This is a genomic window from Streptomyces sp. NPDC031274 (assembly GCF_055570235.1).
Genome location: NZ_JBVIHP010000016.1, coordinates 70,691 through 94,051 on the forward strand (window position 1 = coordinate 70,691; position 23,361 = coordinate 94,051).

The window sequence follows — 23,361 nt, forward strand, 5'->3', positions numbered from 1 at the left end:
GCCCCGTGCGAGGGCATCGACCCGACGACACCGTCGATCGGGGAGGTGTGCGGTGCACGGACCGGCGCAGGCCGGCTGGCTGCTCGTCGCGCTGTGCGCAGCGACCGGGTCCTACTGTCTGCTGCGGATGCGCAGCAGGATCGAGGAACAGCGCCGAGCGGCCGGCGGCGAGGCGCTCATGGGGTTCGGGATGGCTCTGATGGCCCTGCCCGCGGCCGTGCTGACCCCGCCGCGGTGGGCCTGGCTCGGGTACGCGGCCGTGTTCGGCGTGGCGGCGCTCCGGGCCCTGTGGGCGGCGCGACGCGCTCGGCACCACCTGCATCACCTGGTCGGCGCCTGCGCCATGGTCTACATGGCGGTGGCCATGACCACGACCCCCACCGCGCACACGGGCCACGGCGGCGGGGGCGCACCGGCGCTCACGGGCGTCATGCTGCTGTACTTCTCCGGATACGTGCTCTGGTCGGGGGTCCGCCTCCTGCCCGTACCGACACCCGTACCGACGCTCGCGGCGGCGGAGGGAGGTGGCGGAGGCACGGCCATCGGGTGGGGCGACCGTACGGAACTGGCGATGGCGTGCCGGCTGTCCATGGGCATCGCCATGATCGCGATGCTGCTGACCCTGTAGCCGCCGCAGCCATGGAAGCCGTGGAAGCCTTGGAAGCCACAGAGGGCCCCGCCCTGCGGAATCCGCGGGGCCGTATGGGGTGATATCCCGCGATCTGCCGTGGCGTGCGTCACCTTCGGCGACAGGTCGTACCCTCCGACAGCGCCACCCTCATAGTCTTGACGCATGTTGCTCCCCGTTGCGCTGTTGCTGCTGGGCGCCCTCACCGCCGTCGTCGCCCCGCGCCTCCTCGCACGCGCCGACTGGCCGGAGCGCGAACCGGTGGTCGCGCTGTGGGCGTGGCAGTGCGTCGTGGCGGGTGTGCTCATGTGCTGCGCCCTGTCGATGACCCTGAGCGCCGCCGCCGCATGGCAGGCCGTACGCGGCCATGTCTTCGCGCCCGCGCCGCACGACGTGGTCGAGGCGTACGCGCTGGGGGCCGGCGGCTCCTGGGCGCCCGCGACCGCCGTGGCGCTGGCCCTGGGCGCCGTGTGGACCGCCGCGATGCTGACCCGGGAGATCGCCCGGGCGCGCACCAGGCGCCGCAAGCGACGCAGTGAACTCCTCCTGCGCGCACCGCTGTTGCCCGGCGAGGAGCCCGGCGCCGACCGTCTCGTCGTCCTGGAGGGCGAGCGCCCTGACGCCTGGTGGCTGCCGGGCGCCGCACCCCAACTGGTCATCACCACCGCCGCGTTGCGCCGCCTGAAGGGCCGTCAGCTGGATGCGGTGCTCGCCCATGAGCAGGGGCACGCCCAGGCACGGCACGACTGGCTCCTGCACTGTTCGGGCGCGCTTGCCACAGGGTTCCCGCAGGTGCCGGTGTTCGCCGCGTTCCGGGGCGAGATGCACCGCCTGGTCGAGCTGGCCGCCGACGACGTGGCCTCACGGCGCTTCGGACGCCTGACGATCGCTCTCGCACTGGTCGAGCTCAACGAGGACCGGGGCGTGTTCGGCCCCTGCCCGACCCCGCACGCGCACGTGCCGCAGCGGGTGCACCGGCTGCTGTCCGCACGGCCGCGGCTCACCGCTGGGCGGCGGCTGCGGCTGACGGCGGCCGCGGCGCTGGTGCCGGTGATTCCGCTCCTTGTGACGTTCGTGCCGGGGCTGCGCGCGCTGGGATAGCGGCCTGCCGCCCAGCCGAGCCCCCCTGGAGCCCAAGCCCGAGTACCCCCTGGAGCCCAAGCCGAGGCCGCCTGGACGCACCGGGACCGCGCCCCGGGATGGCCCTCGCCGCCGCCCGTCGGCGAGGATCTATTCATGCACCCCGCCGCACCGCTCGACTCGCCGCCCGGTCCGACCCGCCCGCGAACATCCCGCGCCACGCTCACCGCCGCACTCCTGTGCGTGCCATCGGCCCTGCTGATCCTCCTGGTCGAGCTGGAGTGGGGCCCGCTGCGCACCCTCGACGGCGACATCGCGCGCACCACGCACCGCTGGGCCGTCGCGCACGACGGCCTCACCCACGCGAGCCGCGTCCTGACCGACTGGGTGTGGGACCCGTGGACGATGCGCGCGCTGATCACCGTGGCCGTGCTGTGGCTCGCCTTCCGCGGCGCGTACTGGCTCGCGCTGTGGCTCGCGGTCACCTGCGCGGTGGGCACCGTGGTGCAGCAGGGGCTCAAGGCGGCGGTCGACAAACCGCGCCCGGTATGGCCGGACCCGGTGGACTCCGCGCACTTCGCGGCCTTCCCTTCGGGGCACGCCCTGACGGCGACGGTCGTCTGCGGGCTGCTCCTGTGGCTGCTCCGTATGTACGGCGCGGGGCCCGCCCTGTGGCGCACGGGTGTGACGATCGCCGTGGTCTCCGTCGTCGGGGTCGGCGTGACCCGGATCTGGAACGGCGTGCACTGGCCGTCGGACGTCGTCGGCGGCTGGCTGCTCGGCGCCCTCATGGTGGCGCTCGCGATCGCCACGTACGCGTACCGGCCGGGAGCCCGCGCCGCAGGGCCCGCGTAACGGGCTTGCCTCCGGGCCCACTTGACCGCCCGCCGACCGGTCACGGAGGATCCTTGCCATGGTGATCAAGGGTGCGCTCTTCGACTTCTCCGGGACCCTGTTCCGCATCGAGTCCACCGGTGCCTGGCTGCGCGCGGTACTCCAGGAGGCCCGGCTTCCGCTCCCCGAAGCGGAGATCCAGCGCCTGACGGCCGACCTGGATCGGGCGGGCGCGCTGCCCGGCGGGCCACGTCCCACGGAGGTGCCCGACCATCTCGCCGAGCTGTGGGCCCAGCGCGACCGCAGCGCCGCAGAGCACCGTGCCGCGTTCACGGGCCTGTCGCGCGAGGTCCCGCTGCCCGCACCGCATCTGCACGACGCCCTGTACGACCGCCATATGACGCCGGAGGCCTGGCGTCCCTACGCGGACGCCGCCGAGGTGCTCGCCGGGCTCCGGGAGCGGGGCGTCCCTGTCGCGGTGGTCAGCAACATCGGCTGGGATCTGCGCCCCGTCTTCCGCGCCCACGGTCTCGACCCGTACGTCGACGCGTACGCCCTGTCGTACGAGCACGAGGTCCAGAAGCCGGACCCGCGCCTGTTCGCGCGCGCCTGTGAGGCCATCGGTGTGGATCCGGCGGACGCTCTGATGGTCGGCGACGACCGGCACGCGGACGCGGGCGCCGCCGCGCTCGGCTGCGCCGTGCACTTCGTGGACCATCTGCCCGTGGACCGGCGGCCGGACGGACTGCGTCCCGTCATCGGCCTCGTCGACAAGGGCTGAGGCGTCGCCAGTCGTCCCCGGACAGCGGGCCTACGACCAGTAGCCCTCGACCTCGGCGACGGGCCGCACCCGCGCCTCCTCCGGGTTCCCGCCGAACTCGGCCTTCGCGCGCCGCTGGCGCAGCAGGTCCCAGCAGCGGTCGAGTTCCCGTTCGATGGCGCCGAGTCTCGCGCGCTCCGTCGACTCGTCGATCGCGCCCGACGCAAGGGAGTCCCGCAGCGTCCGCTCGTCGTCGACCATCGACGAGATCCGGGACAGAATCTGCTCTTGATCCATCTCAGTACGCCTCCTCGGCCCCCCGGCCCACTGTAGGGAGGGTTCGGCCGATCGGCACCCGTGAGCAGGCAACACTCCCCCGCGGTGTTGCCTGCCCCAGGTCGCACCGGACCGTGAAAGACCCGCCTTGGCGTCTTGGTCCGAGACGCTGAGTATACTGGCTGAGAGCCAGTCAACGCAGGAGTTACAGGATGTCCCCGCGTAGCGCATCGGTCAATGAAGAGTTGCGAAGGCGTTCCAGGGAACGGCTCCTCCAAGCCACGGTCGAGCTGGTGAGCGAGCGTGGCTATGAGGCGACGACGCTCGGCGACATCGCCGACCGCGCGGGCTCGGCCCGCGGCCTCGTGTCGTACTACTTCCCCGGCAAGCGGCAGCTCCTTCAGTCGGCGGTGCACCGCCTGATGCACCGCACCCTTGAGGCCGCGCTCGAACGCGAGCCCCGGGCCACGGACGGGGACGAGCTCCTGGCCCGCGCCATCGACGCGATCCTGGGCCTGGCCAGGGACCAGCCCGTCCTCATGCGCACCCACATGGCGGGGATTTTGCAGGCCGACGGGTTCGTGCGCTGCCCGGAGCAGCAGCAACTCGCCGAACTGCTCCGCGACACCGTCGTACGCAATGGGTCGCTCGATGTGGACGCCGACTATCCGCTGCTGCGCGCGCTGCTGATGGGCGCGGTCTTCGCGGTGCTGCTTCCGGGGGCGCCGATGCCGGCGGGCGCGCTGCGCTCGGAGCTGTTCCAGCGGTACGGGCTCGCGTGGGACATGGGCGTCCCGCCGGGCGATGAACCGCCCGGCGGGACGCATGCACGAGTCGACGATCAGTCCGCGCAGGAGACGCGGTCCGCTCGGCGTCCCGCTCAGTCGAAGTAGCCGACCGAGGAGAATCGGTCCGGTCAGTCGAAGTAATCCGGCTGGGTCTGGACGTTGAGCTCACGGACGCGGACCCGCTCGGCGGGATCCGTCCGCTTGTCGTCGATCTTCAGGACGTCGAAGCCCTTGGCGATGTCGTTCGAGTAGATGTAGCCGTTGTAGTAGTACGCCGACCACGAGCCGCCCAGCTGGATCGCGTCGGTGGAGAGGGGACCGCGCTCGAAGTAGCCGATCTCCTTCGGCTTCGAGGAGTTCGTGAAGTCCCAGACGGAGACGCCGCCCTGGTACCACGCCTGGACCATCAGGTCCTTGCCCTTGACCGGGATCAGCGAGCCGTTGTGGGCGACGCAGTTCTCGGTCGCGGCCTGGTGGCGCGGGATCTTGTAGTAGCTCTTGAAGACGAGCTTGCGGTGATCGCCCTTGCCCTTGATGTCGTAGATGCCGTTGGCACCACGCTCCGGACCCGTCGCCTCGTCGCAGGTGGCGCCGCCACCGCCGCCGAGCTCATCGGTGAAGACGACCTTGTTCGCCTTCTGGTTGAAGGTCGCCGAGTGCCAGAACGCGAAGTTCTTGTTGTCCTGGACCTGGTCGATGACCTTCGGCTTCTCGGGGTTCTTGATGGAGAAGAGGATTCCGTCGCCCATGCAGGCACCGGCGGCGAGGTCCTCGGAGGGCAGCACGGTGATGTCGTGGCAGCCGGTGGTCTTGGAGACGCCCGGGTTGGTGGGCCCGCCGGGGTTGCCACCGCCGTCGGGGCCTTCACCCGGGAAGAGCACGGGGAAGTCGACGACCGCCGCCTTCTGCGGGGCCTTGCGGGGCACCTTGATGATGGAAATGCCGTCGTGCGGCGGCTGGCAGTCCGGGAACGTCGCGCTCGGGGAGTACGAAGAGACGTACACGTAGACGTTCTTCTTCTCCGGCACCAGGGTGTGCGTGTGCGAGCCGCAGGCGGTCTCGACGGCCGAGACGTACTTCGGGTTCGACTTGTCGCTGATGTCGAAGACCTTCATGCCCTCCCACGAGGACTTCTCGGTCGCGGGCTGCGTGGTGCTGTTGCAGGAGTTGTCGCTGCGCGAGGAGTCGGTGGAGAGGAAGAGCAGGTTGCCCGAGACCGAGATGTCGTTCTGCGAGCCGGGGCACAGGACCTGGGACACGGTCCGCGGCTTCTTCGGGTTGCTGATGTCGTAGATGCGGAAGCCGTCGTAATTGCCCGCGAAGGCGTACTTCCCCTGGAAGGCGAGGTCGGTGTTGTACCCCGGCAGCGCGTCCTTGGGGATGTTCGCGAGATGTTTGATGTTGTCCGAATGCACGATCTCGTCGGGCGCGGGTATCTCACCGCCCTTGATGGCCGCCTTCGCGTCGGCGGCGTCACTCTTCGACACGCTCTTGGGCGCGGCGGGCGAGTCACCCGGGTCGGGCGTCGCTCCGGCGGGCGCCGCGCTGAAGAGCGCGGCCATCAGACCGAGCGCGGCCGCACCGACGCCCAAGCGTCTGCGCCGTGTTCGGGAATTGTTCAACAGGGTCACTGCGTCCTCCCTAGTCGCCCTGGTCGCCGTTCGCAGTCGAACGGTTCACGGACACCCGCAGTATCGTGCTCATCATGCACAGATCAACAGATGGCAACGCACCTGTAATGAAAGTTTTTGATCACTCACGCGCGTAAGCGTGCTAGGACGGTCCTCAACTCCCCAGCGCGCCACAGGAGGCAGCCGTGCCCAACCGTCGTACGCCCGCCGCAGCCGTGTTCCTCACGGCCGCCCTTCTGACGCTCGGCGCCTGCGATTCAGGAGGTTCCGAGGGTTCCGGCGCCGGTTCGACGCCGAGCGGGAAAGCCGCACCAGGCCCCTCGGTCATCGCTCCGGGCAAGCCGGGCGAGACGGCCGCGACCATGTCCGCGGAGGACGCGGCCAAGAAGAGAACCGACGACGACACCCCCAACTCGGCGGACTTCACCTACGTACAGATGATGATCACGCACCACGGCCAGGCCCTGACGATGACCGAACTCGCCCCGAAGCGCGCCGATTCCACGAAGGTCGAGCGCCTCGCCGACCGCATCGCGGCCGCGCAACGTCCGGAGATCGGCGCCATGAAGGGCTGGCTGAAGAGTCACGGCGGCGCGAAGAAGCACGCGGGACACGACCACGGGACGATGCCGGGCATGGCCACGGAGGGGCAGCTGAAGCAGTTGCGTGCCGCGAAGGGCAAGGCGTTCGACGAGCTCTTCCTGAAGCTCATGATCACTCACCACAATGGCGCGGTCACGATGGCTACGGATCTTCTCTCCGACGGAAACAACATCCAGGCCGAGGAGATGGCGAACGACGTGATCGCGCAGCAGACGGCGGAGATCGGCCGGATGCGCAAGATGTGATGCCGCGGGCGCGGCACGGGTGCCGCGCCTCTCATGTGCGACTCTCCTCGGTCAACTCCCGCTCGTGCGGCGGCACGTGGTCGCGTCGCGGGAGGAGCAGCGGAGTGGCCAGGATGAGGATCCCGGCGATCCCGATCGCGGTGCGCGGTCCTGTGGCGCCCGCGAGGAGGCCCCACAGCCCGGTCAGGGCCGCGATGCTGAGCTTGCTGGTGACCGACCAGGCGGACAGGGTGCGGGCGACGCGGTCCGGCGGTGTGTGGTCGAGCCGGTAGGTGGCGAACACCGGGTTGAACAGGCCCGAGCACGTGATCAGGCCGAGCTCGACGACGATGACGATGACGAGTCCTGCGACACCGGGGCCGATGAAAGCAAGGCCGAGCAGCCAGCACGCCCGCAGTGTCCCCGCGGTGAGCAGGACCCGGTGCCGCCCGAACCGTTGGACGAGCGGCTGGGCGAGCCGCGAGCCGATCAGACCGCCGACGCAGGGCACGGCGAAGGCCAGGCCGTACTGCCAGGGCGCGAAGCCGAGTTCGCCGACCATGAGGACGACGAGAAGGGGCGACGTCGCCATGATCAGGCCGTTGTTGAGGATCATGTTGAAGAACAGCGGGCGCAGCATCGGGCCCGCGAGGATGTACCGCCATCCGTCGAGCAGATCGCCCGCCCGGAACCGGGACGGCTGCCCGCTGCGATCAGGGTGCGGCTCCTTGCCGCCGATCGCGCGGATCCCCAGGGCCGAGAGCAGAAAGCTGACCGCGTCGGCCACCACGGTCATCACCGGCCCGAAGAGCCCGATCGCGGCTCCGCCCAGCGGCGGCCCGAGCATCAGGGCGGTCCAACTCGTGGACTCCAGACGGCCGTTCGCGACGAGCAGGTCCTGCGGCCGCACGAGCGCCTTGAGGCTCGCACCGCTCGCCGCGCTGAAGGCGATGTCGGCCGCGCCGACGACGACCGCCACGAACAGGAGCTGACCGAAGCCGAGCAGACCGAGCGCGAACGCGGCGGGGACGCTGAGCAGGGCCGCGCACCGGACCAGGTCCATCGCGATCATCACCGCCCGCTTGCGGCGGAACTCCACCCACGGTCCGAGCGGCACCGCGACCACCGCGCCCACCGCGAAGCCCGCCGCCGCGAGGACCGACACCTGCGTCGGACCGGCGTCCAGGGCGAGGATCGCGATCAAGGGGAAGGCGTCGAACGCGAGCCGCGTGCCGAACGCACTGACCGCGTAGGCCGCCCACAGCCATCCGAACTGCCGCCCCAAGGACCGTCTGGACTGCCTCGTCCCCCTCGTCCGCCTGGGCCGCCTGGGCCGTTCGCCTTCCCCGCTCGCTGCCGCCCCTGCCATTCCCGCCATCCCTGCCCCTTGGACAACCGCTGCTTGACCTGCGGTATCCAATCCGGCGGCGTACCCACAGGGCAAACAACCGCATCGGCGGTCATCCACAACCATGGGTTGTGTGAGGACGTCGCGGCTTGCCCGCGGTTGTCGTAACGTTTACTGTTACGACAAGTGAGGGGGTGCCGTGAGCGCCAACAGCAGGTTGACCGTCGCCGTCCACGCTCTGGCGTGGGTGGGTCTCTATCAGAGCCGAGGCTTCGAGGTAGCCACCTCGGAGCAGATCGCGGGCAGCGCGAACACCAATCCCGTGGTGATCCGGCGCTTGCTCGGCGAGCTCCGGACAGCGGGCCTGGTGCACGCCCAGCGCGGCTCCGGAGCGGGATGGATGCTCAGCCGCGAACTCGCCACGATCACCTTGCTGGACGTGTACGAGGCCATCGGGTCGGGCCCGCTGTTCGGCATGCACCGCGCGGAGCCCAACAAGGAGTGCGTCGTGGGCGCGGGCATCCAGCCCGCACTGGGCGGCGTCTACGACCGGCTCGACCAGACCGTTCGGGCGGAGTTGGCCCGGACGACGGTGGCCGACGTCCTGAACGACACACTTTCCCCTCACTGACCTTTACGCACCACGCGTCACGCACCACGCGTTACGCATTACGCATTACGCGGCCGACATGGCCGCTTCTTTCAGATCCTCAATGTAACTGCAATGGTTACGTCAATGAGTCAGGTGGAATCCATGGAGAACAAGGGACAGATGACCGGCAAGACCGCCTTGGTGACCGGAGCCTCCAGCGGCATCGGGCGGGCCGTGGCCCGACGCTTCGCCGCCGACGGAGCCACTGTGTATCTGGCCGGACGGCGGGCCGCGGAGCTTGAGGCCGCCGCGGCGGAAGCCGGGCCCACCGCGGTGGCCGTGCAGTGCGACGTGGCGCAGGCCGACGACCTCGACCGGCTCTTCGCCGCCATCCAGCGGGACGGCCGCCGCCTTGACGTCGTGGTGGCCAACGCCGGAATCGGGGAGTACGCCCGCCTGGAGGACGCCACCGAGGATCATTTCGCCCGGACCTTCGACGTCAACGTCAAGGGGACCCTGCTGACCGTGCAGAAGTCACTGCCTCTGCTGGCGCCGGGGGCATCCGTCATTCTGCTGTCGTCCACCAACGCGGGACAGGGCGGCGAGGGGCTCGGGGTCTACGCGGCGTCCAAGGCCGCCATCCGGAGCCTGGCCCGCACATGGGCCTCCGAGCTGGCACCAAGGGGGGTGCGGGTGAACGTGATGACGCCCGGCCCCATCGCCACGCCGGGCATCGACGGCCTCGCGGCAGGGGTGGGGCAGGGCGCCGAACAGTTCCACGCGGCACTTGCCGCCCAACTCCCCATGGGCCGCATGGGACGGCCCGAGGAAGCGGCCGCTCTGGCGGCCTTCCTGGCGAGCGAGCAGAGCTCTTTCAGCACCGGAGCCGAGTTCTTCGTCGACGGAGGACTGGCCCAGGTCTGACCTGCCCGGCCCAGCTGCCCGACAGGCGGCACGGCCCAGCCGACCATCAGGCGGCACGCCACCGCCACCAAGTCGGCCCGCCCCGGAGCGCGGCCGTCTCACCACCACGTACGTCACTGCGCGAGGAGTCACCATGCCCGCACCCCAGCAGCCCGTCAGCGTTCAGGACACGATCAGCCGCTTCCTCCACCTGCTGGCGGCGGCGGACGCGGACGGTCTGGCCGATCTGTTCGCCGACGACATCGACTGGTTCGTCCCCGGCGACAGCAGCCTGCCGTGGACCGGCCGACGCACCCGCCGCGAGCAGGTGTCCGCGTACTTCCGCACGATGTGGCCCGTCTTCGTCGAAGGCGAGAGCGAGTCACAGATCGACCAGGTCCTGGTGGACGGCGACGAGGCGGCCCTGTTCGGCCGGTTCACACACACCGTCAAGTCCACCGGCCGCCGATTCACCACCCCCGTGGCCTTCCGTCTCACGGTCCGCGGCGGGCGCATCGAACGCCTCCACCTGTTCGAGGACACCCTGGCCGTCGCCCGGGCCATGCCCCGGACGGACAGCTGACCGGGGCGGACGCGGAACCGATCAGCGGCTGCTCACGGAGGCGGGGGCGCACCGCTCGTGTGCTCGCGTGCGTCAACGGCGGTTGTGGCGCGGGGGCAGGGCGCCCGCGTCCCGCGCCGAGGCGATGAGCTTGAGGGACCTGCGGCGGCTGCGGCCCGTCGCGTGCATCACCGCGAGCACGGGGTCACGCCCCTCGGCCTGCGCCGTGCGGTACTCCTGAGCAACCATCAGCCGCCCCTCGCGCCCGCGCGGCCACGACGGGCGGGCGCGGTGTGCGGCGGGCGGCTCCGGATACAGGTGCGGGAGCGGATGCGGATGCGGGTGCGGATGCGGGTGCGGGTGCGGGTGCGACGGGTCGTCGGCCGGATGCGGTGGCTGAGCGTGCAGGCCCTCCAGAGTGATCCGCCCTTCCGAGACCACGGCCCGTGCGTCGATGGCGACTCCGTCACCGAAGGTCAGCCGTACGTGGAACGAGGGCTGGGACGGGTGCTGGGACGAGGGCTGGGCTGAGGGCGGGTATGAGGGCGAGCCAGCAGCATTCGGCCGATAGTGATCAGAAACGCCAAGAAAGGGGCTCTCAAGCACAATCAAAAGGTAGCCGTGCGATCGCATTAGGTCACGAACGGCACGCCCTGGAGCGAGCGCCCGGCTCGGATCCCGAGCGGTGCCCGGACCGGGTCCCGGAGCGATGCCCGGATCGGATCCCGGATCGGTGCCCGGATCAACGCGCCCCTCACCACATCTCCCCCTCGACGCACCGGGGTGCGATGCTGAGTTCACCCCCCGAGGCCACCTCGCGGAAGGAGCACCGCCGTGCTGCAGGTCGCCGTCGTCGGATCAGGCCCGAGCGGGGTCTACACCGCACAGTCCCTTGTCCAGCAGGACCGCGTGCCGGGGGTGCGCGTCGACGTCATCGACCGGCTCCCCTGCCCCTATGGGCTCGTCCGTTACGGCGTCGCGCCGGACCACGAGAAGATCAAGTCCCTCCAGGGCAACCTGCGTACGGTCCTCGAACACGACCGTGTCCGCTTCCTCGGCGGCATCGAGATCGGCCCCGGCGGATTCCCGACCGCGCGGCTGCTCGACCACTACCACGCGGTCGTCTACTGCGTGGGTGCGGCGGCGGACCGCAGACTGGGGGTGCCGGGCGAGGATCTGCCGGGGAGCCACTCGGCCACGGAGTTCGTGTCCTGGTACAGCGCGCACCCGGACGCGGCGGCCGACGGCTTCGTACGAGGTGTGGAGTCCGCCGTGGTCATCGGCGTCGGGAACGTCGCGGTGGACGTCGCGCGGATGCTGGCGCGTGACGCGGCCGAGCTGCGGCCCACCGACATTCCGCAGGCGGCGCTCGGGGTCCTTGCCGAGAGCCGGGTGCGCGAGGTCCACATGGTGGGGCGGCGCGGCCCTTCGCAGGCGCGCTTCACCACCAAGGAACTGCGCGAGCTCGGCTCGCTCCCGGACACCGACGTGATCGTGGATCCCGCGGAGTTGGCGCTCGATCCCGCGTACGCCGACCCCTCCGGCCTGACCGCGGCGGGCCGCCGCAACGTCGAGGTGATGCGCGGCTGGGCCGAGCGCCCGACGCGGCACCTGCCCCGCCGCATCCGGCTCCGGTTCTTCCTGCGCCCCGTGGCCGTGACGGAGGCGGCGGGGCGGGTCGGCGGGGTGCGGTTCGAGCGGACGCTGCCCGACGGGCTCGGCGGGGTGAGGGGTTCCGGGCGGTACGAGGACATCGCGGGGCAGTTGGTCCTGCGCTCGGTCGGCTACCGCGGGGTGCCCATCGACGGGCTGCCGTTCGATGACGGGCTCGGCACTGTGCCGCATACGGCGGGGCGGGTGCTGCGGGGTGGCGTCACGTCCCCCGGGGAGTATGTGGCGGGCTGGATCAAGAGGGGGCCGACGGGCGTCATCGGGACCAACCGCCCGTGCGCCAAGGAGACGGTGCTCTCCCTGCTCGACGACGCCCCCGCACTCGTACAGAGGGGGATACCGGAGGACCCTCTGCCCGCTCTCCGTGACGCGGGCCTTCACCTCGTCGAGTGGCAGGGCTGGCTGGCGATCGAGCGCGCGGAGGCGGCACTTGGCGTCTCGCTGGGGCGCGGGCCCGTGAAGATCCCCGACTGGCCCGGGCTGCTGGGAGCGGCTGGCGCTGAGCGCTGAGCTGGGACCGTGCGGATCTGCGGGCCAGTGGGGGCTGATCGCGCAGTTCCCCGCGCCCCCTACGGGCGCCCGTGCACCGCGCTTGAACTGCCCCGACCATCCCTGCGGCGCACAACGCTGAACGCTGAGCCGGGACCGTGCGCATCTGCGGGCCAGCGGGGGCTGATCGCGCAGTTCCCCGCGCCCCCTACGGGCGCCCCTGCGCGGCGCTTGAACTGCCCCGACCATCCCTGCGGCGCACAACGCTGAACGCTGAGCCGGGACCGTGCGCATCTGCGGGCCAGCGGGGGCTGATCGCGCAGTTCCCCGCGCCCCCTACGGGCGCCCCTGCGCGGCGCTTGAACTGCCCCGACCACCCCTACGGCGCACAACGCTGAGCCCTGAACTGGGACCGTGCGCATCTGCGGGCCAGTGGGGGCTGATCGCGCAGTTCCCCGCGCCCCTGCGGGGCGCCCCTGCACGGCGCTTGGCCTGCGGGCCTGTGGGGGCCGGGCGCGCGGTTCCTCGCGCCCCCCTACGGGGCGCCCGTGCGTTCTGCCTGTGTTCTCGCCGCCTCTAGGACGCTGTCCAGGAGTCCGGGGAAGAGTGCGTCCAGGTCGTCGCGGCGCAAGCCGTTGAGCTTGGCCGTGCCTCGGTAGATCTGTTGGATCACGCCGCTCTCGCGCAGCACCCTGAAGTGGTGGGTGCTCGTGGACTTCGTGACGGGGAGGTCGATCTGCGAACAGGAGAGCCCGTCGAGTCCCGCCTCGTCCCTGGCCAGCTGCCGTACGACTCGCAGGCGCATGGGGTCCGACAGTGCGTGGAGCACGCCCTCGAGCCGGATCTCCGCGCGCGCCGGATGGTCGAGCGCACGGCTGCTGATCGGTGCGGCGGTCGTCATGACGGCTCCACTTCGTCGGGGCTTCACGTCCGGGCTTCGCGTCTTCTCAAGGCTCCATAGTACGAGACTCATCGTAGTTTGACATCTGCCGTACTACGAGGTCTATCGTACGACGAGTACCGACGTCCGTGACGAATGGAGTCCGCCGTGAGCGCGCTGTTCGAGCCCTACACCCTGCGATCGCTGACCATCCCCAACCGCGTGTGGATGGCACCGATGTGCCAGTACTCGACCGAGGTGTTCGGGCCGAACGCGGGCGTCGCCAACGACTGGCACTTCGCCCACTACGCGGCGCGTGCCGCCGGCGGCACCGGCCTGATCCTCGTCGAGGCGTCGGCCGTGAGCCCCGAGGGCCGCATCAGCCCCGCCGACCTCGGGATATGGAACGACACGCAGGTCGAGGCGTTCCGCCGCATCACCGGCTTCCTGAAGACCCACGGCACCACTCCGGGCATCCAGATCGCCCACGCGGGCCGCAAGGCATCGACCGACCGCCCCTGGAAGGGCGGCGGCCCCCTCGGCCAGGAGGAGCAAGGCTGGCAGCCGGTGGCGCCAAGCCCGCTCCCCTTCGACGAGGGCCACCTCCTGCCGCACGAACTCACCGCGCAGGAGATCCGCGACGTCGTCGGGCAGTTCGCGGACGCGGCCCGGCGCGCGCTCGACGCGGGCTTCGAGGTCGTCGAGATCCACGGCGCCCACGGCTACCTCATCGGCGAATTCCTCTCGCCGTTCAGCAATCACCGTACGGACGAGTACGGCGGCTCCTTCGAGAACCGCTCCCGGCTCGCCCTCGAAGTCGTCGACGCCGTCCGCGCGGTCTGGCCCGAGGAGTTGCCCCTCTTCTTCCGGATCTCCGCGACCGACTGGCTGACGGAGAACCCCGAGGACGGGCGCGAGGGCTGGACGGCCGACGACACGGTCCGCCTCGCGAAGGAACTGCACGCCCACGGCGTGGACCTCCTGGACGTCTCCAGCGGAGGCAACGCCCCGAAGGCCCGCATCAAGACGGGCCCCGGCTATCAGGTGCCCTTCGCGGCACGGGTGAAGGCGGAGACGTCGCTCCCCGTGGCGGCCGTCGGCCTGATCACCGACGCCGAGCAGGCGGAGAAGATCCTCGCCAACGGCGAGGCGGACGCCGTGCTCCTGGGCCGCGAGCTCCTGCGCAACCCCTCGTGGGCCCGGCACGCCGCGCACGAGCTCGGCGGCGAGGTCGCCACCCCCCAGCAGTACCACCGGATGGTGTGAGCCCCGCCGCACACAGCCGCTTGCCGCCGCGCAGGGCACTTGCCGCCGCGCAGGGCTACTTGCCGCCGCACGACGTCTTCCTGAGTTTCCTGAACTCGACGTCGGTGGGCTTGTAGTCCTGCTCGAAGGCGCTCGCCCGCGCGGTGACCTTCGGGAAGTACGTCTGGAAGGCCAGGGACCAGTTGGTCTGGAGGAAGTCCTCCAGGACGTCGTTCAGCCGGTGGCAGTCCTCGGTCTGGCCCTCACGCAGGCCGATCCCGTAGAACTGCCGGTTCTTGACCGTGATGTTCCGCGCCACCTCGACCTTGTCGGCGTACCGCGGGTCCTGGGCGAAGCCCTCAAGGATGATCTTGTCCGTCCAGACGGCCTCGAAGTTGCCGTTGATGAGCTCCTTGACACAAGTCTTGTAGCTGTTGCGGAGCTCGGCCACCACCTCCTGGCCCAGGGCGGCGCGGATGGCCTTCTTCGCCTTGAGGTCCTGTTCGCTGTCCGGGTCGCCGGTGGATCCGCGCACGCTGCACACCCGCTTGCCGTCGACGTCCGCCAGCCTCGCGATGCCGGTGTAGTCCTTGCGGACAAGCACCCCTTGGTAGGTCTTGAAGTACGGAGCCGTGAAGTCGACCGCCTTGTCCCGCTGATCGGTGATGGAGTAGGTGGCCACCACCATGTCCATGCTCTTGTCGCTCAGCACGTTCTCGCGGTCGCGTGACTGGACGTCCCAGTCCGCGGCCTTGAAGTGGAGCTTCGAGCTGAGGAACTCCACCAACTGCGCCTCGAATCCGGCGAAGTCGTCCTCCTCCTCGCTGCGGGTACTGAAGCCGGGCTGCCCCTTCTTCACCGCGATGTTCACCGTCCCGGTGAATATCGAGGGCGGCGCATCGCTCTTCTTGGTGGTGCCGCCCGGAGGCCGGGACTCGTCGGAGCCCTTGCCCGACCCGCCGTCGCTGCACGCCGCGGTCAGACTGAGGGCGAGAAGGCATACGGCGGTGGCGAGCCGCGGGCGTCGCGCTCTGAAGGACACCGAGGACACCGAGGACACGGAGGACATGGACTCTCCCTTGGGCTTGGGCTAGCGGCGGTACTCCGCCTTCTCGAGCGTGAGGCTGACCCGGCAGTCGTTGCTTTCGGCACTGTCGGCCAGTTGTATGTCGACCGAGACCTCCGGCCCCGTGTCGTCCACCAGGTCGAGCGTGGTGGTGAGGGTGCGTTCCAGGTCGACGGGGCCCTTCGCGTCGATGTCCGCACCCTGGAACCGCAGGCTGCTCAGGGCCAGGCAGGGAGAGCCCCCCGCCACCCCGTCCCGCGCCGCGAGGGCCACCCTCAGTTCGGAACTGCCGCCCGGATCGGTCTTCACGGTGAGCCTCGCCGTTCCGTCCGTGTCGAGAGTGGCGTCCGTCAGCTCTGCCTGGGGCGTCACGTCGACCGGCTTCGCGGCGAGCACCCACGAGCGGATGCCCCAGACGACGGCCCCGACGAGCAGCGCGACCAGCATCGCGCCGAGGAAGGCCCGCAGGTGCTGCGCCGCCTCGGGCCGTTCGCTCCTCGCCGCACGCCCCGTCATGGTCGAGGCGTACGCGATGAAGAGGGTGGCCGAGGTCACCGCGCCGGCCGTGCCACCCCAGACCGCGACGGCCACGAGGACGAGCATCGCCACGAGATGAAGGGAGAACTGCTGCCCGAGGAAGCGATCGTCCCCGGGGTCCGGTGCCGGTGTACGTGTTTCGCCGCCCTCCGGGGCGCGCTCCGTCGGCGCAGTCATGTGACACCCCCGCGTGCAACTGATGCGTGTGGAGGGCAAGGATGGCACAGAGAGTTACCTGAAACACCCACAACCAGCGTTATTTCAGGAGGCGTTCGGGGTGTCACATCCTTGGCCAAGGGTCGGTGACTGGGGACATCCCTAGGTGACTCCCTGACGCGACGGGCGAACCGGGATTCGTACCGTGGATCTCCGTCGCGATGTGTCACGGTTCGGGGCCTTCACCGGCCCTCGGGAGGGCGTTGTGCGTTACGTCATCGAGGTGTTCCGCTCGCCTGGGGGCGTGCACGGGAACGTGGTGGACGAGGGAGACCAGCAAGGAGACACGGGCCACCGCACTCAGTTCCACGGCTGGCTCGAACTGCTCTCGCTGCTCGAACCACCCCCGGACGCCGCCTCCAACGAGAACGGAGAACCGGCCTCCGCGGCGGATGGTGACTCCTGTGACGCCTGATCCCACGGCACGGCAATCAGCTCTCCGGGAGCCGGTAATCTGCTTGTACCGACACCGGTTTCGGCATCATCGTGGACGTTCAGGGCCATGCGCCCGGCACGGGTCGCCGTCACATTCCCGGCGTCCGTACCGGGTGCCGACATGTGGGGGCGGTGATGACGTCCGGCAACATTCTGAACGGCTTTGTCCACGCACCGGCGCCGCATGAGGCGTTCTCCGGGCGCAGGCGCGAACTGGCCGCGCTCCAGGAGGAGTTCCGCAGCGCGTGCGAAGGTGTGCCGCGCCTCGTCCTGGTCGACGGGCCCGGCGGCATCGGCAAGACCGCACTGGTGCGCAGGTTCCTGGACACGGTGGGCGAGGCGTGCGTACTGCAGGCCAGCGGCGAGGAGAACGAGAGCGCGCTGCCCTGTGGGGTGCTCGCCCAGTTCGTCGGGCAGAGCCCGATCCCACTGCCGGACTGCCTGGGCTCGCTGGTCCGCACGCCCCGCTCGGCACCCGGTACCCTGCCGCCGCTCTCGGCCGGCTTCGGGCTGCTCGACCTGCTGAGCGAGTTGCAGGACAAGGGCCCTGTCATCCTGGTGCTCGACGACGCCCACTGGGCCGACTCCGCGTCCCTGAACGCGCTGACCTTCGCGCTGCGGCGGCTGCGCGTCGACAAGGTCCTGGCGATCGTGACGGCGCGGGACCCACAGGCACCCCAGCTGCCGGACGGCATTCGCAGGCTGCTCGCCGACGTCCGCACCCGGCGGATCCCGCTGCACGGACTCAGCCCGGACGAACTGGGCTCCCTCAGCGCACAGTTGTGGGCGGACCGGCTGCCGCACTCCGCCTCCGTACGTCTCCACGACCACACGCACGGCAATCCGCTGCACGCCCGCGCGCTCCTCGACCAGGTGCCCTCGCACGTCCTGCGGGACGTCACCACACCACTGCCCGCGCCCCGTTCGTACGCCATGCTGGTGCTCGCCAACCTCGCGGAGTGCGGGTCCCAGGCGCTGCGGCTCGTCCAGGCGGTCAGCGTGCTCGGGCTCTCCTGCCCGCTGAGCGTGGCCGCTTCGCTCGCCCGCGTCACCGCACCCCTGCCCGCGCTGGAACGGGCGGTCAAAGCAGGGCTGTTGAAGGAGACGCAACCGGGGGTCACGCCCGAGATCTCCTTCCCGCATCCACTCGTGCACGCCGCCGTCTACCAGGACATCGGCCCCGCGCACCGGGCCGACCTGCACACGCGGGCCGCGGCCCTGGTCGGCGACGACTACGCGAGTCTGCGGCACCGCGTGCTCGCCTCCACGGGACCCGATGAGCATCTCGCCGCCGCGCTCGCCGCCTGCGCGCGGCGCGAGGCGGCCACCGGGCAGTGGGCGGTCGCGGGCACCCACCTGCGCCACGCGTCACGCGTGGCGACGACCGACCCGGAACGCGACCGGCTCGCCGTCGAGGCGGTCGAGGCGCTGCTGCTCGACGGCCGGGTGCACGAGTCGGCCGAGCTCGCGGCCGGTCTTTCGGCAAGCGCGGATCCGGCGCTGCGCGGCTACGTACGCGGATATGTGGCGCGCGTCCAAGGGCGTATGGAGCAGGCGCAGACACTGCTCGTCGACGCCTGGAACCAGTGCGACCAGGAGAGCGACCCCTCGCTGGCCGCGCGGGCGGCCGAGCAGCTCAGCTACGCCGCCGTGATGCGGGGGCGCTCCGCCGACGCCGCCCAGTGGGCGGAGCGCGCACAGCGGCTCTCCACCCTTCAGGGGCCGAGCCGGATGCTGCGCTTCAACCACCTTCTCGCGCTGGGTCTCAGCGGGTTCGCCAAGAAGGGCATCGAACTCGCCGGCGACCTTCCCGATCCCCTCCTCGTCCCGCCCGCGAAGATCGACCTGCTGCTCGCCCGGGGCCAGTTGAGGCTCTGGTCGGACGATCTGCCGGGCGCACGAGCGGACTTGCTCGGTGCGGTGGCCAACTGCCGCAAAGGCTCGGTGCCGTTGCGGCTGCTCTCGGCCTCGGCGCTCGCACAGACCCTGCACCGGCTCGGCGACTGGGACGAGGCGCTGATCCACGCCGAGGCCTCCGCGTCGATCGCCGACGACACCGAGCAGTCGTGGCTCAAGCCCGTCACGCACGCCATCGCCAGCTGGATCCTCTCGGCACGCGGCAGCTGGGACCGCGCGTCGGTGCACCTGCGGCTCGCCCTGGACGCGCCGGGCTGCGACGAGAGCGCCCTGGCGTACGCCTACGCGGCCTCGGCGCACGGGGCCTTCGCCGAGGCGCGCGCGGAGCCCGAGCGGGTCGTCGAGGCCCTTCGGCCGCTGCTCGACTTCGCCACGCACGACGGGGTGAACGAACCGGGCGTGGTGTCCTGGCGTGAACTGCTGATCGACGCGCACATCCAGCTCGGCGAGTTCGACGAGGCGGAGGCGGTGCTTCTCCCCTACGAGGAGCGGGCGTCGGCGCGCGGGCAGCACGCGGCGCTCTCCGCGGCGGCACGGGTGCGCGGCAATCTGCACGCGGCACGCCGGGAGACGGACCGCGCCCAGGCGTCGTTCCTGCGCGCGCACGACCAGGCGGCGCAGGTCCCCTCGCCCTTCGGCCGCGCCCGCGTCGAGCTCGACCACGGGGCGTTCCTGCGCAGGATCGGCCGCCGCTCGGTCGCCGTGACCCAGCTGCAGGCGGCGTACACGACGATGAGCGAACTGGGCGCCGCGCCCTACCTGGCGCGGTGCGAGCGGGAGCTCGACGCCTGTGGGCGTGCGGCGCCCCCGCGGCCCGCGCACGACCCGGGGGACGTCGACTCCGCCGCCGAAGGGCTCACCCCGCAGGAGCTGGCCGTCGCGCGTCTCGCCTCGCAGGGCTTCACCAACCGGCAGATCGCCACCGCCCTCGCACTGAGCGTCAAGACCATCGAGTACCACTTGGGCCACACCTATACGAAGCTCGGGATCGCCTCGCGTATCGGGCTCGTGCACCACTTCGCCCCCCAGGGCCGGCGCAAGACCTCCTAGCCGATCCCCTGGCCGGAGCCCCGGCCCACCGGGGTTATCCCTGGGCGATTCCCTGAGGCACCCTGCCGCCGCCCGGCGTAGGTTCTTGGCTGATCAGGGGACGGGACGCACAATCGGGGGTGCACAGATGACTGTCACGGAATGTCCGGCGGTACGCGAAGACGCGCCACCGGCCCTGCGTCTGCGGCTGCTCGGGGGATTCCACCTCAGCCACGGCGAGGGCGACGGCGACGGGCAGGTCGACGTGTCCTCCAGCGGGCAGCAGTTGCTCGCCCTGCTCGGTCTTCACGGTCCCGCGACGCGTTCGGTGCTCGCGGGGACACTGTGGCCCGATGTCACCGAGGAGCGTGCGCGTGCCTGCCTCCGCACCGCCATCTGGCGTCTCAACGCGGTGAGTTCGGCCGTCATCGATCCCCGGCCCGGGGTGCTCGCGCTCAGTCGGCGCGTGCGGATGGACGTCCAGGACTTCACCGTCACGGCCCACCACATGCTCGCGGCCTCGGCAGAGGGGACCGGGGCCGCGTGCGCCTCGCTGATGGGCATGGGCGAACTGCTGCCCGGCTGGTACCAGGACTGGGTGGTGTTCGAGCGCGAGCGGCTGCACCAGCTGCGGCTGCACGCGCTCGAGGCCCTTTCGGCACGGCTCGTGGCGCGGGAGCAGTACGCCCCCGCGCTTGAGGCCGCGTTGGAGTGCACCCGGATCGATCCCCTGCGCGAGAGCGCGCACCGGGCGGTCGTGACGGTGCACCTCGCCGAGAACAACCTCGCGGAGGCGGTACGCCACTTCAAGGCGTTCCGCGGGCTGCTCCGTACGGAGCTCGGCATCGAACCCTCGGAGCAGTTCCGCACGATGGTGCGCCACGCACTGACCTGACGGAGGCAGCCATGGTGGCCGTGAACGCGGCGGGGGTTCCCCAAGAACGGGTGACGCGCCACCACGTCACCGCAGGCCTGTCTGTCCGTGCGCGCTCGGGGGTGCACGGGCCGCAGGTCGACCCACCTACCCCTGCCGGCCGTGTCGAGGGACGCGGCCGGCAGGCCACCGACGCTCCGCCACGCACGGACACGGGGGTGCCGCGCGCGGCAAAGGAGGCGTCGGGAGCGGCGACGGCCGGGGGCACAGGCTCCCGGCCGTCGCGGCCGCACTGCCGCTACGGGCCTCACTGAGGCCCTCGCGGGCGCCTGAGCTCCTCGATGGCCGAGTCGACCGTCCTGTGGGGCAGGCCGGTCCTGCGGCACAGTTCCTCCCGGTCCAGGCTGCTGAGGACTTCGTCGACGGTCTTGCCCTCGACACTCACGATCTCCCGTACGTAGCGCTGGACACGGTCGACCGGATCAGCCGCCGGGGGGCACGTCGTGCCTCCGGTGTCACGCGGCGCGACAGCACGCGCACCGGCGGCCGGTCGTTGCTCCTGCTCCAGCCAGGTGGTCCAGACGCCGCGCCCCACGAGATGCTCCGCCACGCTCTCCACCACCGAGCCGTCCGGGAGGATCCCCGGGGCGGTCGCGTCCGCACGGACGAGCAGACGGCAGGACGCGGCGAGCATCGGCGGCGACACGACGGGCTCCACCGGCTCACCGAGCAGGGTGCACAGGGCGGCGATGTCCGGCTGGACGGGCGCGTAGTGGACGAGCCTCTCCACGACCGTGCCGATCTGCCCCAGGTCGGGACGGGGGTGCAACAGCAGGGCGTGGGCGCCGACGATGCCCAGGAAGGGGTTGACGTCCTCGGACCTGGCCAGCTGCATGAGCTGCCGGTTCGACACGAGGTCGATGCCCTGCCGCAGTCCGGAGAGCGCGGCTTCCAGGGCGAGCCCGAGGGTGCGGTCCGCGGGCTGCCAGCCGGCGCCCCGGCGCACCATCTGGATCGAGGCGAACTGCGGCTGCGGGCCCCGCGGTCCGTTGCTCACGAACACCAGGGTGGTCCATCCGTCGAGCACGTGCAGCGCCTGCGCGAGGGGCGGGCCGTCGGCGGGCACCCTGCGGGGGCGCAACCGGTAGCCGCCCGGCGGCAGTTCGCCGCTCCAGGCCGACCATTCCTCGCCGCCCGAAGGCTCCCATCCGCGGGCTCCGCCGTCGACGGGGCGGCCGTCAAGGCCTGCGACCTCCAGTGCGAAGGGGTCCAGTTGCCAGCCCCGGCGCAGATTGCGGATCAGCACCATCAGGGTCGGCGAGCCTTCGCCGTACGTCGTGCGTGTGCTCCAGCGTGCCGCCGCCGCCCGGTGGTCCTCACGGGTCGTGGGGGTGCCCTCGACGGGTGTGGGCGTGGGCATGTCGGGCAGTGCGAGCCGCTCGGTGAACGGCTCGGGGCCGACCTCGACGAATCGGCTCTCGACCGCACCGCCGAACCGCTGCTCGATGCGGTAGATACCGGGCCGCAGCGTGGTGTCGACGGTGCCCATCGCGTGCGCCACCTCACGGAACGCGGAGTCCGTGACGGTGACGAGCACCGATGGGGTGTCCGGTATGACGACGAACGGCACCCGGTCCTTCGCGTCCCCTCCTGAACGCCGCCGGTCCTCAGAGCTGGACACCATTGCCACCACCTGTCAGTACCTCGAAGAATCCACCGTTGCGGAAGTCGGGCGCGGTCCAGCTCTCCGGAGTGGCGCGGTAGTAACCGGGGGCGAGCTTCTCGACGCTCTCCTCCGCTTCGACGTGCAGCCGCAGCGGCGACTCGTCGAGGTCGCCTCCGCGCAGCTGCACCCAGCCGCGGAATCCCGCGGGGAACCGCAGTGTCACCGGGTCCGGAGAGCGCTCGAGCCCCTCCGCGAAGATCATCGGCGTGTTGGTGCCCTTGATGAACTTGGCCTTCTGCGGGATCAGAGCCTCTTTCGTACGGGCCCGCACACACGGTCCGACGAAGTCGGCGAGACTGTCCGAGGTGACCGTGCCCTCGGGCGTGGGCTTCGCGCCGCGCAGCCCTTCGAGGACCGCGGTCGTGAAGTGCCCACGGGCCCGGTCCCGGTCGGGATTCTGCTCCTCGTAGGCGGGGTCTCCGAGCGAGGTCGCGAACCCGACGAAGTAGTCGACATCCTCCGGCGCCTCGGTGCTCCCGGTGAAGGGCGGGGCGAAGACCTCGACGCCGCCGAAGCGGGTGCGGCAGCAGTCGGCAAGGAAGACCACCTCGTGGAACGGCGACGCCGACTCGTACCAGTTCAGGTACTGCCGTACCGCGACATGGCTGCCCATGTAGTCCCTGGCTGCGTTGGCCATGAGCAGCGCCGCGTCGCTGTTGTTGGACGGCGAGAACCCGTGCCCCGCCAGGAAGACGTAGAGCCGTGTCGCCCGCCAGGCGTCGGACCGCTCCTCCTCGGGCCTCGCTCTGACGGCCTCCCCCGCCGCCGTGTGCGCCCGGTAGAGCGCCCGGTCGACGTACTCCTTGGTCGGCACGGCGTTCAGGAAGTCGTCGGTGAGCTCGTCCTCCTTGGTGGCGGTGACCAGGTGGACGTTGGCCTCGGGCAGGGCCCCTCCCCCGGGTTCGACGAGCCAGTCGCGGAACCGGCACGCGTCACCCCGCGCCCCCTGTAGGTCACCGATGGCCGGGTATCGGTTGATGCCGACGACCACGGCGTAGTGCAGGTCGTTCATCGGTCTCTCTCCCCCCGTCGCTCGCGATCGGTCGG

General features: G+C 71.0%; 23 protein-coding genes. 14 read left to right on the forward strand and 9 right to left on the reverse strand.

Annotated elements, in window-relative coordinates:
- Window positions 1–52 precede the first annotated feature (52 nt).
- The 4 genes from ACZ5CR_RS24720 (at window position 53) to ACZ5CR_RS24735 (ending at window position 3,323) form a co-directional block, all read left to right on the forward strand.
- Window positions 53–628 (forward strand): DUF5134 domain-containing protein, encoded by a 576-nt coding sequence (locus ACZ5CR_RS24720; protein ID WP_468860922.1) that lies wholly within the window; start codon window positions 53–55, stop codon window positions 626–628.
- Window positions 629–793: 165 nt separating this feature from the next.
- Entirely contained in the window at window positions 794–1,729 is a 936-nt protein-coding gene (locus tag ACZ5CR_RS24725) for a M56 family metallopeptidase (RefSeq protein WP_468860925.1), read from the forward strand.
- 135 nt (window positions 1,730–1,864) lie between these two features.
- The gene (locus ACZ5CR_RS24730; protein WP_468860927.1) at window positions 1,865–2,563 is read left to right on the forward strand and encodes a phosphatase PAP2 family protein; all 699 of its coding nucleotides are present in this window, start codon (window positions 1,865–1,867) and stop codon (window positions 2,561–2,563) included.
- 58 nt (window positions 2,564–2,621) lie between these two features.
- The gene (locus ACZ5CR_RS24735; protein WP_468860930.1) at window positions 2,622–3,323 is read left to right on the forward strand and encodes an HAD family hydrolase; all 702 of its coding nucleotides are present in this window, start codon (window positions 2,622–2,624) and stop codon (window positions 3,321–3,323) included.
- A 30-nt stretch (window positions 3,324–3,353) separates the two neighbouring features.
- Here ACZ5CR_RS24735 and ACZ5CR_RS24740 read toward each other — a convergent pair whose 3' ends face one another.
- Entirely contained in the window at window positions 3,354–3,599 is a 246-nt protein-coding gene (locus tag ACZ5CR_RS24740; RefSeq protein WP_453541419.1) for a DUF2630 family protein, read from the reverse strand.
- A gap of 191 nt (window positions 3,600–3,790) precedes the next feature.
- Between ACZ5CR_RS24740 and ACZ5CR_RS24745 the strand changes: the two genes are divergently transcribed.
- The gene (locus tag ACZ5CR_RS24745; protein ID WP_468860932.1) at window positions 3,791–4,471 is read left to right on the forward strand and encodes a TetR/AcrR family transcriptional regulator; all 681 of its coding nucleotides are present in this window, start codon (window positions 3,791–3,793) and stop codon (window positions 4,469–4,471) included.
- Between the two features lie 23 nt (window positions 4,472–4,494).
- Here the strand turns inward: ACZ5CR_RS24745 and ACZ5CR_RS24750 are convergent, their stop codons facing one another.
- A complete protein-coding gene (locus tag ACZ5CR_RS24750; protein ID WP_468860935.1) occupies window positions 4,495–5,997 on the reverse strand; it encodes an LVIVD repeat-containing protein in 1,503 nt (500 codons plus the stop codon).
- Between the two features lie 185 nt (window positions 5,998–6,182).
- Here ACZ5CR_RS24750 and ACZ5CR_RS24755 point away from each other — a divergent pair, with 185 nt between their 5' ends.
- Window positions 6,183–6,845 (forward strand): DUF305 domain-containing protein, encoded by a 663-nt coding sequence (locus ACZ5CR_RS24755; protein WP_468860937.1) that lies wholly within the window; start codon window positions 6,183–6,185, stop codon window positions 6,843–6,845.
- Window positions 6,846–6,876: 31 nt separating this feature from the next.
- On the opposite strand, the gene ACZ5CR_RS24760 is transcribed toward ACZ5CR_RS24755, so the two are convergent.
- Window positions 6,877–8,109, reverse strand: a complete 1,233-nt coding sequence (locus tag ACZ5CR_RS24760; RefSeq protein WP_468860939.1) for an MFS transporter — start codon at window positions 8,107–8,109, stop codon at window positions 6,877–6,879.
- A gap of 262 nt (window positions 8,110–8,371) precedes the next feature.
- On the opposite strand from ACZ5CR_RS24760, the gene ACZ5CR_RS24765 reads away from it, so the two are divergent.
- From ACZ5CR_RS24765 to ACZ5CR_RS24775, 3 genes are all read left to right on the forward strand, one after another.
- Window positions 8,372–8,803, forward strand: coding sequence for an Rrf2 family transcriptional regulator (locus ACZ5CR_RS24765; protein WP_468860941.1), 432 nt, complete (start codon window positions 8,372–8,374; stop codon window positions 8,801–8,803).
- Between the two features lie 105 nt (window positions 8,804–8,908).
- Complete coding sequence (locus ACZ5CR_RS24770; RefSeq protein WP_468860943.1) at window positions 8,909–9,688, forward strand: SDR family NAD(P)-dependent oxidoreductase; 780 nt, start codon at window positions 8,909–8,911, stop codon at window positions 9,686–9,688.
- A 133-nt stretch (window positions 9,689–9,821) separates the two neighbouring features.
- Window positions 9,822–10,250: a nuclear transport factor 2 family protein gene (locus tag ACZ5CR_RS24775; protein WP_468860946.1), complete on the forward strand. Its 429-nt coding sequence runs from the start codon at window positions 9,822–9,824 to the stop codon at window positions 10,248–10,250.
- Between the two features lie 72 nt (window positions 10,251–10,322).
- On the opposite strand, the gene ACZ5CR_RS24780 is transcribed toward ACZ5CR_RS24775, so the two are convergent.
- The gene (locus ACZ5CR_RS24780; protein ID WP_468860948.1) at window positions 10,323–10,862 is read right to left on the reverse strand and encodes a DUF6214 family protein; all 540 of its coding nucleotides are present in this window, start codon (window positions 10,860–10,862) and stop codon (window positions 10,323–10,325) included.
- A 201-nt stretch (window positions 10,863–11,063) separates the two neighbouring features.
- Here ACZ5CR_RS24780 and ACZ5CR_RS24785 point away from each other — a divergent pair, with 201 nt between their 5' ends.
- On the forward strand, window positions 11,064–12,410 hold the full coding sequence (locus ACZ5CR_RS24785; protein WP_468860951.1) for an FAD-dependent oxidoreductase: 1,347 nt from the start codon (window positions 11,064–11,066) through the stop codon (window positions 12,408–12,410).
- Between the two features lie 514 nt (window positions 12,411–12,924).
- Here ACZ5CR_RS24785 and ACZ5CR_RS24790 read toward each other — a convergent pair.
- Complete coding sequence (locus ACZ5CR_RS24790; protein WP_468860954.1) at window positions 12,925–13,290, reverse strand: ArsR/SmtB family transcription factor; 366 nt, start codon at window positions 13,288–13,290, stop codon at window positions 12,925–12,927.
- Between the two features lie 147 nt (window positions 13,291–13,437).
- Between ACZ5CR_RS24790 and ACZ5CR_RS24795 the strand changes: the two genes are divergently transcribed.
- Window positions 13,438–14,535: an NADH:flavin oxidoreductase/NADH oxidase gene (locus ACZ5CR_RS24795; RefSeq protein ID WP_468860956.1), complete on the forward strand. Its 1,098-nt coding sequence runs from the start codon at window positions 13,438–13,440 to the stop codon at window positions 14,533–14,535.
- A gap of 55 nt (window positions 14,536–14,590) precedes the next feature.
- Here ACZ5CR_RS24795 and ACZ5CR_RS24800 read toward each other — a convergent pair whose 3' ends face one another.
- Together ACZ5CR_RS24800 and ACZ5CR_RS24805 are read right to left on the reverse strand one after the other, a co-directional pair.
- Complete coding sequence (locus tag ACZ5CR_RS24800) at window positions 14,591–15,583, reverse strand: transporter substrate-binding domain-containing protein (protein ID WP_468860959.1); 993 nt, start codon at window positions 15,581–15,583, stop codon at window positions 14,591–14,593.
- A gap of 21 nt (window positions 15,584–15,604) precedes the next feature.
- Complete coding sequence (locus ACZ5CR_RS24805; protein WP_468860961.1) at window positions 15,605–16,294, reverse strand: hypothetical protein; 690 nt, start codon at window positions 16,292–16,294, stop codon at window positions 15,605–15,607.
- Between the two features lie 244 nt (window positions 16,295–16,538).
- On the opposite strand from ACZ5CR_RS24805, the gene ACZ5CR_RS24810 reads away from it, so the two are divergent.
- The 3 genes from ACZ5CR_RS24810 (at window position 16,539) to ACZ5CR_RS24820 (ending at window position 20,609) form a co-directional block, all read left to right on the forward strand.
- A complete protein-coding gene (locus ACZ5CR_RS24810) occupies window positions 16,539–16,748 on the forward strand; it encodes a hypothetical protein (protein WP_468860963.1) in 210 nt (69 codons plus the stop codon).
- 155 nt (window positions 16,749–16,903) lie between these two features.
- Window positions 16,904–19,735 carry a helix-turn-helix transcriptional regulator gene (locus tag ACZ5CR_RS24815; RefSeq protein WP_468860965.1) on the forward strand — a complete coding sequence of 944 codons (2,832 nt, stop codon included), beginning with the start codon at window positions 16,904–16,906 and terminating at the stop codon, window positions 19,733–19,735.
- A 127-nt stretch (window positions 19,736–19,862) separates the two neighbouring features.
- Window positions 19,863–20,609 carry an AfsR/SARP family transcriptional regulator gene (locus ACZ5CR_RS24820; RefSeq protein ID WP_468860967.1) on the forward strand — a complete coding sequence of 249 codons (747 nt, stop codon included), beginning with the start codon at window positions 19,863–19,865 and terminating at the stop codon, window positions 20,607–20,609.
- A gap of 286 nt (window positions 20,610–20,895) precedes the next feature.
- On the opposite strand, the gene ACZ5CR_RS24825 is transcribed toward ACZ5CR_RS24820, so the two are convergent.
- Window positions 20,896–22,272, reverse strand: coding sequence for a hypothetical protein (locus ACZ5CR_RS24825; protein WP_468860970.1), 1,377 nt, complete (start codon window positions 22,270–22,272; stop codon window positions 20,896–20,898).
- Window positions 22,256–23,326 carry a hypothetical protein gene (locus ACZ5CR_RS24830; protein WP_468860972.1) on the reverse strand — a complete coding sequence of 357 codons (1,071 nt, stop codon included), beginning with the start codon at window positions 23,324–23,326 and terminating at the stop codon, window positions 22,256–22,258. Before ACZ5CR_RS24830 ends, ACZ5CR_RS24825 begins: the two co-directional genes overlap by 17 nt.
- Between the last annotated feature and the right edge of the window lie 35 nt (window positions 23,327–23,361).

Coding starts and splice junctions, on each gene's coding strand:
- ACZ5CR_RS24735 (WP_468860930.1), top strand. CDS start 2,622: ATGGTGATCAAGGGTGCGCTCTTCGACTTCTCCGGGACCCTGTTCCGC.
- ACZ5CR_RS24820 (WP_468860967.1), top strand. CDS start 19,863: ATGACTGTCACGGAATGTCCGGCGGTACGCGAAGACGCGCCACCGGCC.
- ACZ5CR_RS24825 (WP_468860970.1), bottom strand. CDS start 22,272: ATGGTGTCCAGCTCTGAGGACCGGCGGCGTTCAGGAGGGGACGCGAAG.
- ACZ5CR_RS24780 (WP_468860948.1), bottom strand. CDS start 10,862: ATGCGATCGCACGGCTACCTTTTGATTGTGCTTGAGAGCCCCTTTCTT.
- ACZ5CR_RS24745 (WP_468860932.1), top strand. CDS start 3,791: ATGTCCCCGCGTAGCGCATCGGTCAATGAAGAGTTGCGAAGGCGTTCC.
- ACZ5CR_RS24800 (WP_468860959.1), bottom strand. CDS start 15,583: ATGTCCTCCGTGTCCTCGGTGTCCTCGGTGTCCTTCAGAGCGCGACGC.
- ACZ5CR_RS24790 (WP_468860954.1), bottom strand. CDS start 13,290: ATGACGACCGCCGCACCGATCAGCAGCCGTGCGCTCGACCATCCGGCG.
- ACZ5CR_RS24770 (WP_468860943.1), top strand. CDS start 8,909: ATGAGTCAGGTGGAATCCATGGAGAACAAGGGACAGATGACCGGCAAG.
- ACZ5CR_RS24815 (WP_468860965.1), top strand. CDS start 16,904: ATGACGTCCGGCAACATTCTGAACGGCTTTGTCCACGCACCGGCGCCG.
- ACZ5CR_RS24740 (WP_453541419.1), bottom strand. CDS start 3,599: ATGGATCAAGAGCAGATTCTGTCCCGGATCTCGTCGATGGTCGACGAC.
- ACZ5CR_RS24725 (WP_468860925.1), top strand. CDS start 794: ATGTTGCTCCCCGTTGCGCTGTTGCTGCTGGGCGCCCTCACCGCCGTC.
- ACZ5CR_RS24805 (WP_468860961.1), bottom strand. CDS start 16,294: ATGACTGCGCCGACGGAGCGCGCCCCGGAGGGCGGCGAAACACGTACA.
- ACZ5CR_RS24730 (WP_468860927.1), top strand. CDS start 1,865: ATGCACCCCGCCGCACCGCTCGACTCGCCGCCCGGTCCGACCCGCCCG.
- ACZ5CR_RS24775 (WP_468860946.1), top strand. CDS start 9,822: ATGCCCGCACCCCAGCAGCCCGTCAGCGTTCAGGACACGATCAGCCGC.
- ACZ5CR_RS24830 (WP_468860972.1), bottom strand. CDS start 23,326: ATGAACGACCTGCACTACGCCGTGGTCGTCGGCATCAACCGATACCCG.